Origin of the sequence: Acetobacter pasteurianus, from assembly GCF_009914215.2 — a bacterium.
GTDB classification, from domain to species: Bacteria; Pseudomonadota; Alphaproteobacteria; order Acetobacterales; family Acetobacteraceae; genus Acetobacter; species Acetobacter pasteurianus.
Genome location: NZ_CP039846.2, coordinates 2,083,550 through 2,097,219, shown reverse-complemented (window position 1 = coordinate 2,097,219; position 13,670 = coordinate 2,083,550). Strand labels below are relative to the sequence as shown.

Annotated in this window: 8 protein-coding genes; 5 read left to right on the top strand and 3 right to left on the bottom strand. The window is 43.3% G+C overall.

Annotation, left to right across the window (positions count from 1 at the left end):
* The first annotated feature begins 42 nt into the window (after positions 1 to 42).
* The 4 genes from groES to FCN51_RS23260 all read left to right on the top strand — a co-directional run bounded on the left by groES (position 43) and on the right by FCN51_RS23260 (position 6,676).
* The gene (gene groES, locus FCN51_RS23275) at positions 43 to 336 is read left to right on the top strand and encodes a co-chaperone GroES (RefSeq protein ID WP_026019247.1); all 294 of its coding nucleotides are present in this window, start codon (positions 43 to 45) and stop codon (positions 334 to 336) included.
* 53 nt (positions 337 to 389) lie between these two features.
* Complete coding sequence (groL, locus tag FCN51_RS23270; protein ID WP_003625762.1) at positions 390 to 2,030, top strand: chaperonin GroEL; 1,641 nt, start codon at positions 390 to 392, stop codon at positions 2,028 to 2,030.
* A 367-nt stretch (positions 2,031 to 2,397) separates the two neighbouring features.
* A complete protein-coding gene (locus FCN51_RS23265) occupies positions 2,398 to 4,401 on the top strand; it encodes an HAD-IIIC family phosphatase (RefSeq protein WP_160256996.1) in 2,004 nt (667 codons plus the stop codon).
* Between the two features lie 43 nt (positions 4,402 to 4,444).
* Positions 4,445 to 6,676 carry an HAD-IIIC family phosphatase gene (locus tag FCN51_RS23260; protein WP_160256995.1) on the top strand — a complete coding sequence of 744 codons (2,232 nt, stop codon included), beginning with the start codon at positions 4,445 to 4,447 and terminating at the stop codon, positions 6,674 to 6,676.
* Between the two features lie 89 nt (positions 6,677 to 6,765).
* Here the strand turns inward: FCN51_RS23260 and FCN51_RS23255 are convergent, their stop codons facing one another.
* Positions 6,766 to 8,325: an SGNH/GDSL hydrolase family protein gene (locus FCN51_RS23255; protein ID WP_160256994.1), complete on the bottom strand. Its 1,560-nt coding sequence runs from the start codon at positions 8,323 to 8,325 to the stop codon at positions 6,766 to 6,768.
* Positions 8,326 to 8,565: 240 nt separating this feature from the next.
* On the opposite strand from FCN51_RS23255, the gene FCN51_RS23250 reads away from it, so the two are divergent.
* A complete protein-coding gene (locus tag FCN51_RS23250; RefSeq protein ID WP_160256993.1) occupies positions 8,566 to 9,936 on the top strand; it encodes a hypothetical protein in 1,371 nt (456 codons plus the stop codon).
* 73 nt (positions 9,937 to 10,009) lie between these two features.
* Here the strand turns inward: FCN51_RS23250 and FCN51_RS23245 are convergent, their stop codons facing one another.
* Both FCN51_RS23245 and FCN51_RS23240 read right to left on the bottom strand, forming a co-directional pair.
* Complete coding sequence (locus tag FCN51_RS23245) at positions 10,010 to 11,995, bottom strand: hypothetical protein (protein WP_160256992.1); 1,986 nt, start codon at positions 11,993 to 11,995, stop codon at positions 10,010 to 10,012.
* 280 nt (positions 11,996 to 12,275) lie between these two features.
* Positions 12,276 to 13,664: a glycosyltransferase gene (locus FCN51_RS23240; RefSeq protein WP_160256991.1), complete on the bottom strand. Its 1,389-nt coding sequence runs from the start codon at positions 13,662 to 13,664 to the stop codon at positions 12,276 to 12,278.
* Between the last annotated feature and the right edge of the window lie 6 nt (positions 13,665 to 13,670).

Here is a 13,670-nt window from a genome sequence, read left to right as displayed (position 1 = left end):
GTTAAGGGCACCATCCCAAAAATGAATGTGGAGCGATCCATAATGACGAAGTTTCGTCCCTTACACGACCGGGTAGTTGTCCGTCGCCTTGAAGGCGAACAGAAGACCGCTGGCGGAATCATTATTCCTGACACAGCTCAGGAAAAGCCTATGGAAGGCGAAGTGGTTGCAGTTGGTCCGGGTGCCCGGAATGAACAGGGCCAGATTGTAGCGCTTGATGTTAAGGCTGGTGACCGCGTCCTGTTCGGCAAATGGTCCGGCACGGAAGTGAAGATCGACGGCGAAGAGCTGCTGATCATGAAGGAAAGCGACATCATGGGCGTGGTAACCGCCTGATTTTGCGCTGATCCGCATTTTAATTTCAGAACGATCTTCACAGGAGAAATTCAATGGCTGCCAAAGACGTAAAGTTTGGTGCAGACGCACGCCAGCGTATGCTGCGCGGTGTGGATATTCTGGCTGACGCTGTAAAAGTAACGCTGGGCCCCAAAGGCCGTAACGTGGTGCTGGACAAGAGCTTCGGTGCTCCCCGTATCACCAAGGACGGTGTTTCCGTTGCCAAGGAAATCGAACTGGCTGACAAGTTCGAAAACATGGGCGCTCAGATGCTGCGTGAAGTAGCATCCAAAACCAACGACATTGCTGGTGACGGCACCACAACAGCTACGGTTCTGGCTCAGGCTATCGTGCGTGAAGGCCATAAGGCAGTTGCCGCTGGCATGAACCCGATGGATCTGAAGCGCGGGATCGACAAGGCTGTTGCCGTTGTTATCGAAGAGCTGAAGAAGAACGCCAAGAAAGTAACCACCCCGGCGGAAACCGCTCAGGTTGGTACGATTTCTGCAAACGGTGAATCTGAAATCGGTCAGATGATCTCCGAAGCCATGCAGAAAGTTGGCTCCGAAGGCGTGATCACGGTTGAAGAAGCCAAGCACTTCCAGACAGAACTGGATGTTGTTGAAGGCATGCAGTTTGACCGCGGCTACATCTCTCCGTACTTCGTGACGAACCCGGAAAAGATGACAGCGGATCTGGAAAACCCCTACATCCTGATCCATGAAAAGAAGCTGTCTTCTCTGCAGCCCATGCTGCCGCTGCTGGAATCTGTTGTGCAGTCCGGCCGTCCGCTGCTGATCATTGCAGAAGACGTTGACGGTGAAGCTCTGGCAACTCTGGTTGTCAACAAGCTGCGCGGTGGCCTGAAAATTGCTGCTGTTAAGGCTCCGGGCTTTGGTGATCGCCGCAAAGCTATGCTGGAAGACATTGCTATCCTTACGGGTGGTCAGGTCATCAGCGAAGATCTGGGCATCAAGCTGGAAACCGTTACCCTGAACATGCTTGGCACCGCCAAGAAAGTACACATCGACAAAGAAAACACCACCATTGTTGATGGTGCTGGCAAAGCCGATGACATCAAGGGTCGCGTTAAGCAGATCCGTGCACAGATCGAAGAAACCTCTTCCGACTACGACCGCGAAAAGCTGCAGGAACGTCTGGCCAAACTGGCTGGCGGTGTTGCCGTGATCCGCGTTGGTGGTTCCACCGAAGTGGAAGTGAAAGAACGCAAAGACCGCGTTGACGATGCCCTGCACGCAACCCGCGCTGCTGTGGAAGAAGGCATTGTTCCGGGTGGTGGCACGGCTCTGGCCCGCGCTACGCTGAAGCTGGAAGGCCTGCACTACCACAACGATGACCAGCGCGTTGGTGGTGACATCATCCGCCGCGCTCTGCAGGCTCCTCTGCGCCAGATCGCTCACAACGCTGGTGAAGACGGTGCTGTGATTGCAAACAAGGTGCTGGAAAACAGCGACTACAACTTCGGGTTCGACGCTCAGGCTGGCGAATACAAGAACCTGGTTGAAGCCGGTATTATCGACCCGGCCAAGGTTGTCCGCACCGCTCTGCAGGATGCAGCATCTGTTGCTGGCCTGCTGATCACCACGGAAGCCATGGTTGCTGAACGCCCGGAAAAGAAAGCCGCTCCGGCTGGCGGCCCTGACATGGGTGGTATGGGTGGTATGGACTTCTAAGTCCTTCCAACCTATCGATACGGCAATAAACTTGCCGTATCGCCAGTTTGAAGAAAACTGCTCTCTGAAAGGAGGGCAGTTTTTTTTTGAAACTTTCAGTCTCTCCTGAATTACAGTATACTAACTATAATATCGATATTATGAAAAACATTGGCTCAGATGAGAGGTAACCGTGGCAGTTCATTTTAGCGTAACCAAAGCATTACTTGAATCCACTGTATGGACTTGGGGACCTCTTAATCACCCTCCTCTCACGACTTCTCTTCGATTTGGGGCTGATGGTCTGATCAAAGACTACACACATTCCAACGAACACTCATGGAAACTGACCGGAAATTTATTAGAAATTTTCGATATCCACGGGAAAATGATCTGGAAATTCGAAGGTATATTTAACAATCAAGATTCCATTACCCTCGTAAGCTTTCCTCATAATGACCCGCAATGGGGCGTTTTTTTCGCGCTGCAGGCATCAAAAGCAAATATCCCCAGCCATCTTCTTCTGGCCAGCGAACTTCCTGCCCCTACCATTCCAGCACAACCTAAAAAAGTAGCGCCACCACCAGCCCCCAAGCAGCCCGACGCCAAAACTGCAAAACCTTCTGCTCCGGCAGCAAAGGAAGAAGGTATTCGGCTGGTTATTTGGGATCTGGATGATACTTTCTGGGAAGGCACCCTATCCGAAGGTGAAATCTCCCCCATTCAGCGCAATATTGATATTGTAAAAACACTGAATGGCCGCGGCATTGTAAATGCCATTTGCTCACGCAATACGTTTGAAGACGTTAAGGCGCGCCTAGAGCAGCTTGGCATATGGGATGATTTTGTTTTCCCGCGCATTTCCTGGGGCCCGAAAGGACCGCTGGTTAAGGACATTATCGAAAAAATCCAGCTTCGCCCAGAAACAGTGATGTTCGTTGATGATAACGTTACAAATCTGAACGAAGCCAAGCATTTTGTCCCAGAACTCAATGTGGCTGAACCCGATGTCCTAGAAACTTTGCTGGATAATCCACGCTTTAGAGGCAAACCAGACCCAGAGCATAGCCGCCTCAAGCGCTATCAGGTCCTGGAATCCAAGCACAAGGATATGGCTGCAACTGGCGGCGATAACGAGGCTTTTTTACGTAAAAGCGATATTCGCGTTAGCTTTCATTCCGATATTGAAGCAGAGTTCCCGCGTATTCATGACCTTGTGAACCGGACCAACCAGCTCAATTTCACCAAAAACCGGTGGCCGGAAGATATTGAAGAGGCACGGCTGCGCTTTAAGGAAGAAGTAGAAGCCGATTTTGATACGGATGTTGGCTATGTAAAAGTTGCCGATGCCTACGGGAATTATGGCATCTGCGGATTTTACCTTTCTTGGAAAGATGAATTTCTGCACTTCCTGTTCTCCTGCCGCACCATGAACATGGGGGTTGAACAGTTTGTATGGCAGAAGTTGGGGAAACGCCGCGTTCCCATTCAAGGTAAAGTAGGTTCTAAACTTGAAGACCCGGTTGTTGACTGGATCAATGTTGTTGACGATGTAGATACTGCGACAGAAACATCATCACACTCAGCAAAGCGCCTAAAAGTTTGTATCCGCGGCGCATGCGACATGATGATGACCTCCAATTTCTTGCGCACAAAAGTCGATACGCTTGAAGAGCTGAACTACGCTTACGAAGGTTGGGAAATTATCGCCTCCCCTCGCTTTGTTGCCCTCACGCGTGATCTGAAAGACGATCGGAACAGGGAAATTATTGCGCATCTTCCCGGCATACCTGATGGACGCTTTAAAACTGATATTCTTGAAGAAACATCAGATGTGTATGTTCTGTCTTTTTCTCAGGAATCTTTCCACGGCCTTTATCAGTCCAAAACCACAGGCATGATTGTGCCTATGGGCCATTTCGGCCTGCCCTACCATCTGCCTGGCGGCCCCAAAGATAAGTTTGATTATACGGCTGTTCCCTACGATGATCTTGTGAATAAATATGGCGTAGAACACGTATCACAAGAGCAGTGGGACTTCTTTAGGAATGAATTTGTTTTCCTTGGTGGTTTTAACAAAAATCTATTCTTGAAAGACCTGCGTTATATTTTCAATCGCATGATGGCAGCACAGAAAAAGGTTATCATCATTGGGCTAAATCAGGCCGTAGGGCGTGATCATAAGCTTTTGGAATTTTTTGCAGAAATCAATTCCATTGTGCGTCCGCTGGCCGAGAAATATAAATTTGATTACATTGATGTAAACGATATCGTTCGTTCTGAAGATGATTTAGCGAAAGATGGCATGTTTGGCGGAGCTCATTTTGACCGCCCAGCCTACAAAGCAATATCAGATAAAATTCTCTCTCTTTTACCTGCGTCTGCGGCGTAAAGTATCGCCATAAATTCCACTGTTAAGGTACCTTGAGACTGTCATGATAGAAACCAAAACTTTTCGCGGACAATCCACCGTTCTGTCTCCATCCCTTACCGAAATGACGTGGACTTTTGGTGGGGAAGGACAGTCTCCTCTCACGACAACTCTCAAGCTTGCGCCGGATGGAAAGATTGCGGGTTATTCTCATCCGAATGAGGCTTTCTGGAGAATAGAAGACCACAAACTCCTACTTCTAAAGGAAAATGGAGAGCTGATGTGGCGTGCTGCAAAGGTTGTTAAAAACCAGGAAGGCCTTCTAACAATGCTGTTAGAAACGCCTGAGGATTCAAATACACATTTTATATTGCAGCAAAACCCGGCCAATAACGCACCGGAACCCGCTCCAGAACAAGCTCCGGCCGTATCTGCTGCACCTGCAGCAATACCAGCGCAAGCACAACCCTCTGGCATTCCTGACCCAGAATACCTTTTCCCTGCCGATCTTGAAGTAACACCAACAAAAATCAAAAAGGTGCTGCTCATTGGCTCATGCCTGACTGCACTTTATCTGGAACAATTTCAAAAGCGCCATTCTGACATTACTTTTGACTATGTGCCCTATAATTTTGTCAGCGTGCTGCCTCCAGCTCCCCCCGCTCCTGTTGGGGAATATGACTTCCAGTACATCCAGATCCCCCTACGCTCGGTTATAACGGATCGTATTATATGGGGTTTCCGCTTTAACGAAGCAGGATTTGCAAATACACTCCTGCAAGATGCTTTTGCTGTTATTGATGTCATGCTGGATGCAGCAATGGTCTATAACAAACAGCATGGGCTGTTGGCCTTTGTATCCAACTTCATCGTACCACAGATGAACAGCGCTTCCAGTATACATGGGCGCGGTAGCATGAATGATATTGCTGCTCTTGTACGGCGGCTCAATGAGCATCTGAGTGCAAAAGTTGCCGAATATAATAATGCGTATCTTGTAGATATAGATGCCGTTGCCAGCTCTATCGGAAAGCGATTTGTGCTGGATGATATGATCTACTTCTACTCTCATGGTGCTGTGGCATATCAAGATTGGGATGATTTTGGGTCCATTGCCAGGAATGAGCCCATTCCTCCGCTGGAACAGTCTTACCCCATCAAAAGAGATGCCTTTGTAGATGCGGTTTTCCGCCAAGCCGTGAGCACTTACCGCAGCGTAAAGCAGATTGATCAGGTTAAGGCCGTTATATTCGATCTGGATAATACATTGTGGCGTGGGCAGATTGCTGAGCACTACCGCCCAGAAGCACGCCCATGGCCCCGTACAGATGGCTGGCCCTTGGGAATATGGGAAACAATCCACCATCTACGCGCACGCGGTATTTTGGTCGCTATCTGCTCCAAGAATGATCATGACTATGTAAAAGAAAGATGGGCAGACGTTGTTGATCCAAGCTTTGTTTCACTAGATGATTTTGCATCGGTGAAAATCAACTGGACACCGAAAGCGCAAAACATTTCTGAAATCTGCAAAGAATTCAACATTAAGCCCAAAAGTGTTGTGTTTGTAGATGATAACCCTGTTGAGCGCGCTGCGGTTACATCTGCCTTCCCTGAAATCAGAGCTATTGGGGGTAACCCTTATCTTACCCGCCGCATTCTTTTGTGGGCTGCTGAAACACAGGTGGCACGCCTGACTGAGGAATCCAGCCGTCGGGAAGAAATGATCCGTAGCCAGATAGACCGTGAAGAAACACGCTCGTCTATGGACAGAGATGACTTCCTGGCCTCTCTTAACTGCGAGGTTAGCTTTACGATCATTACCAACACAGACCAGCCTGAATTTGGCCGTGCTCTGGAGCTGACCAACAAGACCAATCAGTTCAATACAACTGGCAAGCGTTGGTCTTTTGAAGAAATTGCCGATTTCCTGAAATCTGGCGGGAAGCTCCTGTGCTTCCGCGTAAAAGATAGATTCACCGACTACGGGCTGGTTGGGGTTCTCTATGTTAAGGGCACAGAGATTGTTCAATACGTTATGAGCTGCCGTGTGCTGGGCATGGAAATTGAGGAATTTGTTGTTGCTGAAGCAGTGCACCTCCTGCGTTCTGAACACAAAAACGAAGTAGATATTACGGCCCCGCTTAAGGAAACACCAGACAACACACCATGCCGGGAAGTTTATTTACGTGCAGGGTTCCGGGAACTGGCTCCGTCTGACGGTACGCGCGCTTTCATTTTGGATAGTGATGAAGTCCCGTTCATGCCTTTGCATATTACAAAAACCACTAACTAAAATATAACTGTCAGCCTGTATTATTTATATATATGGAGGATTTTAATCCTCCATATATTTTTACTTTCCAATAATACGCAATTCTATGCTCAGGGTTTGTACCACTGTTGGTTTTCTATTACTGGGGCCAATATTTTCATAACCCCGTACGCATTCATATGATAAGCGCCAGAGCCGCCTGCTGCATAAGATGGTTCATAAAGTTCAGCGTCTGTCACAATAGGCATAAAGCGCCGCTGATTATTATTAATATGCGTTGTATCAGCGATGCATAGATTATGAATCATCATTGCAGGCCTATGATGAGGGAAATGTATGTATGGGGTATAAGACCCGCCAAACCGTACAATATTCCCTTCAAAAATGGTCTCAAAACCCAGCTCATTACTATAATCTGAATCTATAGATGGAGCCCATCCATTTTTCTTCTTAGTTAATACGGATATCTTCAAGTTATTCTTTTTAACCCCTATTGAGATGGTAAGGGGAAATTCTGGAACATGGATATCGGAAGTTATTGAATAAACCGGATTAGAGACGCCATCTGCATATTGAAAAACGATCTTATCTTCATTGAACAATAAAGCCCCATAATTAGAACTACCACTTCTAAAATCGGCACCCACGGAAGAAAGTGGGAAAACAATAGAGTGCGGATTTTCTTTTATAGTAAAACACAATACCCAATCTGTACAAGCGTTGGCGCATACTCCGTTATCATTGTGTACTTCAGGGAATATAAAATATTTTATCGGGCTAATTTCTTTGCCCCACTCCTGCAAAATAGTTTTTTTATCAGGGGTAACCTTGGTTAACGTAATTGCACAGGGGTCAACACCATCCCTGCACATTGCATGCCAACGCCCAAAATCCAAATATCCATAATTGTGCGCTATAGCATAATTTCTTACATATTCAGAAACGAACATAATGCCTTCCTGAACATGATTATCTACATAATCATTTACCAATGCAGCGGTGGAAGGCAGAAACGTGACACACAAAATGATATCACACTGACTTAAATTTTCTTTGAAAAATTTTAGAAGTTCTTGGAATGCCTTTTGATTGAAATTGTATTGATCGTTTCCCCCTGAATACAAAAACAATAGATCTGGAGCCAACTCTACAATGCTATCGCGCCATGATTTATTTTCTGCAATGTCCCACCACATAGGCACTGGATATTGCTCATTATTCATATCCACCCATGATGTGCCAGCTATAGCCCTATTATAGAATTTCAAACGGGCATCTGGGTTCTGTGCTGACAAAACAGAGCTTAGAGTATTCCACGGGCTCTCAAATGGAGAAACTAAATCTGCGCCAACAGATAAGATGCTATCCCCCATACATACAACTGTTGCCTCACCTTCTGCACACGCCCGGTGAAAATTCCTTAAATGCCTAGCTGTAACAGTTGGCGGAAACATAGAGGGAGTGCCCAAATGCGGCGGATGAACAGCTTTCCGTTTGGGGCCGTGAATTTTAACATTGCTGCCAATCCAAATGGTATCGTTTTCCTGAAGAAGTTCTGAATCTTTATCAATAAAAATTTCTTCATCGAAAGGGAAATATACCATTTTATCTCCGCTTTCTTTGTCATTCTGAATTTTTTCTAAAATAACTTTATTAATATTTTTCTCCATTTGACGACTCCCATTTTCCTTTTTCGAATCAGATAAGAACTGTTTTTATTCTAAGCCTAATCAAACCCCAAGACGTTATAAATTATGTCTTTGCCTATTTCATCAAACGCCTCAAAGCTCAATATCAAGAGAAAACAACAACTCTCTGCTTTTAAGAAAACCGCTGATTTTTTATCTTTATTTTCTTTTAAACACAAAATAAAAATACTCTTCATCGTTGATACATATTGGAATCTTTAAATGGCACAAAGTACAATTGATTGGTTTGCAGAACCTAACATGGTTTCAGGATGGATCTATGATGATGGAAACCGGATAGAAATAGAGATTGAAAAAAATGGCCATATTATCGGCTTTGGTGAAAACAACCTTGCCAGAAATGATCTGGAATCAGCCGGTCTGGGTGCCTGTGCCTTTACTATAGAAACAACAGAACCTTTTTCTTATTATGATGTACTTTCTGGGAATATAAAAGTATTTTACAAAAAAGATTCAGAAAAAACTGAGATAGAAATTAGAAGTGACGTTATAAAATCTATAAAATTTAAGGTCTTCTCCCATCTATTGAAAGATTTTCAACAGATGGATGCTCATGAACTTGAAATGTATATCTTTAATGAGAAAAAATCTATTGATGACAATATATATTATGCAGAACTTGCTTCCATTTCATCTTTAAACAATAATAAAATTCCTTTGCCTCAGCATGATGATATTCAGAAAAACATTTCCCCATTTTATATAAAAGTTGGAACAGTATCTCCTGATCTACAATGTGAAGTTGGCACAAATGGGCATCTATTCCTAACCCGCGGCTCCAATAATGTTTTGAGCATATATGATCATGAATATGCTTCAAAAGAAGTGGAAGAAAGTGCCGAAAAATGGATAAATCTTTTTAAAGAACGCCGAGATTTTTGTTCTGGCATTGGCGCTCGTTTTATTGAGGTTGTTATCCCAGACAAACTGTCCGTCATGCGTGAGCAATATGATGGAATGGGGTCCTCCCCTTCACCCTTGTTGCAAATGTTAGAGTATAAAATCAACCAGAACAATTTAACAGATCATTATGTTTCGGGCTTACAGGCCATTGAAAAAATAGGTTTTTCGAATGCCTTCCGTAAAATAGATACGCATTTTCAGCCTATGGGAGGTCATGCTCTATTTAAGGATATTTGTACAAAAATTTCCCCTTCTTATAATGTCCCTGCCCAATTTAATATTGATTACATAACAACCGGAGATATTGGTAAGCGCTTCTTCGGGCAGGATCTTTACGAAAAATGTTCCCGTGCGCCTCACCCCATTTTCCATGCAGGCCGGGAAGTATTGGAACAAATATGGCCTCAGCCTGGTAGATTTACCGGGGGGCGTGTTGTTTTCAAAAATGATAAAGCGCCGTTTGCAGAAAAAGTTGTTGGCTTTGGTAATTCATTTATGAACGATTATGAATCCCAAGCATCACTTGGTTATTGGCTCTCTACTTTCTTCCGTGAGTTTCATCTCGTCACGCAGCCAGATATCAATAAAGATTACGTAAAAAATGTAAATCCTGATATTGTTATCGGGCAGACTGTAGAACGTTTCTTAGGTTTTGTTCCAAATTCATAAAACATATTTAAGTAATAAGAATGGAGGGGGAAATCCCCCTCCACTCTTATTTATATAAAAAACGCTTTTATTATCACCAGTTTTCTTTATCCCAAGCGATACGTTTCCATTGATTGGAAGCTACACATTTATAAAAATACTTAGAATCCTGCGCTTCTTCCCCAGCATGACATGGTGCATGGCTTGATTTGGGGACAGAGACGCTAGTTGTTATTTTTCCAAGATCCATATTATCGGCAAACAAGTGCGCACTTGAGGAAGAAGCACGCAGGCTCATTTGATGATCAGGATTTCCACCTTCAGCATTTTCTGCAAATACAATGCTACGCGTATCTGTAATTTTTTTAGAATCATTCCCTATAGATAGAGAAGAGATATGAGTATTCCCTGTATCGGAAATGGCAAACGGCACCGTATCTTCACGGGCCCCATTTACAGAAGAACTGAGCCTATATTCCAGTCCAACCCCATCACCATATCCGAACAACCTATTATTTTGCCCAGCTTGAGTTCCATCTGCTGTTAAATCAAGAAACATATCTTTTTGCATACGCGCAAAAACATGCGTTACACTTGGATCAAACGCGGCTTTAGACATATCAAAGATAGCATTATAGATATAATCCGTATCTTCCGACATAAGCGTGCCAATACGCGCTACCCACCCTGTTTGTGGTGAATTGTCACCACTGATACCAAACACCTCGCCTAAATCAGCTGTAAATTTGCCTACACATGTCCAGATAACACCTCCATCTGCAACAGTGGCCTCATTTGCAAATACCCAGTGGGGCATAGAGGCACCAGAACGCGCATTATCCGGCAGACCAGAAAGAACGTTATAATCTTTAGATAGAGCGTAAAATGTATACGGTTGCCCTGTAGAATCCGCGACAATAATTTCCTGATACCGATGGTAGGACGTTGATGGCTTCCATGTTACAGCACCTGCAATATGTGCAGTTTTATGGCCTGCTTTATCCACGGTTCCGAACCCCATTGTGCCGTAACCATGAGCTAACCAAAACATCTTACGGTTATACTGGGTAGGATCATATGCGCCCTTACTATTTTCAGGCCCACCTGTTGCAAAATCTTCTTCGTTTATATACGTCGCCTGATCGTAAACACCGTCTCTTTTTGTTGAAAAATAAAACGGCACATATTGATTTACTTCTCGAATATTGCTCCAGGTCCAATCCGTTCCGTATACCCCCATGTGATGCCAATCTTGAACATCATCATCACCGTAAGAGCCGAATGATAAGCTATCAAAAATATCATTCACCCCAGATTCCATACCGTGCTTATGCTTTTCCGCAACTGTATGAATACTTATATTTAACATTCCGGGAGCCCCCGGATTACCTGGTTCTTTACTAGTGTCTGCTACATAATTAAATGCTGTGTTTGGCAAGCCAGAATTAAACCCAATATCATGAGCATCAACACGATTAAAAGAAACTGAAGAATTAGCACCATAAAGAATGGACGTGACACCGTCTCCAAAATAAGGAGCTGGAAATCCAATTCCATGATCTGTCACTGGGTAAGATGGCCATAAATGCACCTTCCCTAACCCCTGCACAACAAAATTACCGCTGGGAGTAGCCGGAACAATAGCGTTGCCGTTTATAGAAGGCCAATAAGAGTTCGGAATAAATACTGTTTGACGGGGTGTTTTTTTCCAGAGCTCGTTAATTTTTACAATATCAGTTTCTGAATTTTCATTATCCAATGCAACTCCAATATCTTTTAACGAAAGATAATCAGAAAATTTATCCGAAATCGTACGTACGACGTCCTCTGGGCTTTTCGTAATTATCGCATTATCTACATTCCCGCTCACGGCTGCATTCATCAAACCGAGGCTATCCAATGGCGCCACACCCGATGGCTTGCCCCTTGCACTAGCCGGTATTGCTTGTTTTGCAATTCTTGCGACAGAGGCAATCGTATTCTGAGAACTATCGGCGTTGCTTTCTATTTGCAGGTCTCGCGATTTTGCTTCAAATGCCACACAACTCAGAAGCAAAATCAAAAATATATTAGTTCTCATAATGCCGCTCCAGAAATTATATTATCAACTGCATTATATCAGAAACGAAGCATTATGGCTTCTTTAATAAATATCGTATTATTTTGTTTAACTATTATAAGAAGTTTTAATAACCCAAAATAAATTCTCTATGAATATATGCATCTGGAATGATTTAAATCCTGACCGGCTTCTAAGACAATCTTCAGCACATTCTCGCATCGAAGATAAATCAAAGAAGCCAATCACGACATCTTAGCCTTCTCTTATCCGGTTTACCGAATAGCAAAAAGATGAGGTATTACGATATTGAAAGGTAGTTTTTCTCAACCACTTCGATATCGCCTTTTGGATTAGACTGTAAATATTCCACATATTTACGCATCAGATCTACTCGTGATCCAAAATTACCTAAACCTCCATTAAAATGGGCAAACCCTAGCAGCGGTATATTAGCAAAATTTTCATTAGCTGCATGAGACACATGCTGAGTAAGTATCTCGACATCAAAATGATTAGGGAAATGAGCCATCAGAACATAGTTCAGATTAGGTTGATCAAGTGTTTCTAAAATACCCTTCTCTCTACTCAGCTTTACCTTTTGAGAATGAAGCATGGACTGAACAACTGTAAACAGTAATTCTTTTGCTGTTTCTATGGATTTAAACAGGAAAATGCCTGAGTTAATTCCATAATCCATCAATTTGTAATCTTGCCCTGCTTCGTACCAATGCACGCCACCAAACCAAGGCGAGGCAGTATCAACCTTAAATTCCTCACTGAATAAGACTTTATCTGTTCCCATAGCGCTATGGAAAATTTTATTCACATCTTCATTTATAATGATATCGCAATCTATGTACATGATTGGAGAATATTTATCCATTATCGGCAGGTCATAGACCATGTACCTAGATATCGTAAAATCGAAAAAGTCATAAGCATTTGCTTGTTGCAGATGTATTCTATTTAAATATGGCTGTAGTTTTTCAGAAAATGTAATTTTTTCCTGATCCGTTATAACCAGTATATCGCCTACAAAATTGCCAATCGTAAATAAAGAGTAAATAGACTCTTCCATACAGGCAATTATCTCTCCACTACCAAAGCATGAGTAGTATGCCAGTGGATTAAATAATTCCATAATAAACAGGCCCAGACCTTCTCTGGGAAGCATCAATTTGTTCATGCCAACTTTTTTGGCACTGACGATGCTTTTTAAATCAAAAACATAATTATCAAACTTAATACATTTATGATCATAATCTAATTTTTCTGGAGAAACATATGTATTGTTTCCCTGAATATAAAAACCATTTTTAAATGCAGAACGTATTATTCTTAAATTTTCTTCGTCTATCAGATAAAAGCGCTCCCACTCTCCGCAAAACGCTTGAACAAAAAGAGACGTTGTATTGGAAGAAACAAACCCACCATTGATGGATAAATAAAATTCATTTTCTCCACAAAAATTCACTTCTACAGGGAATGCTTCCTGATGGTTCGCCAGTACAAATTTTTTGTTATAGGAGGAAAAGAAGCATTCTTCTCCATTAAAGAAAAACTTCTTTTTATCTACAAGAATGGGCGTGAAGTCGTCATCAATATTATATAATTTGATGTCTTTATAATCACCCCCGTTATCTACGGCACCAACAACTTGAAGATGGTAGTTGACTATCACATACATTATCGG

What these genes read in the sequence shown, in the direction of transcription:
- FCN51_RS23245 (WP_160256992.1), bottom strand. Translation starts at nt 11,995, where the DNA reads ATGAGAACTAATATATTTTTGATTTTGCTTCTGAGTTGTGTGGCATTT.
- FCN51_RS23255 (WP_160256994.1), bottom strand. Translation starts at nt 8,325, where the DNA reads ATGGAGAAAAATATTAATAAAGTTATTTTAGAAAAAATTCAGAATGAC.
- FCN51_RS23240 (WP_160256991.1), bottom strand. Translation starts at nt 13,664, where the DNA reads ATGTATGTGATAGTCAACTACCATCTTCAAGTTGTTGGTGCCGTAGAT.
- FCN51_RS23250 (WP_160256993.1), top strand. Translation starts at nt 8,566, where the DNA reads ATGGCACAAAGTACAATTGATTGGTTTGCAGAACCTAACATGGTTTCA.
- groES (WP_026019247.1), top strand. Translation starts at nt 43, where the DNA reads ATGACGAAGTTTCGTCCCTTACACGACCGGGTAGTTGTCCGTCGCCTT.
- FCN51_RS23265 (WP_160256996.1), top strand. Translation starts at nt 2,398, where the DNA reads ATGATCTGGAAATTCGAAGGTATATTTAACAATCAAGATTCCATTACC.
- groL (WP_003625762.1), top strand. Translation starts at nt 390, where the DNA reads ATGGCTGCCAAAGACGTAAAGTTTGGTGCAGACGCACGCCAGCGTATG.
- FCN51_RS23260 (WP_160256995.1), top strand. Translation starts at nt 4,445, where the DNA reads ATGATAGAAACCAAAACTTTTCGCGGACAATCCACCGTTCTGTCTCCA.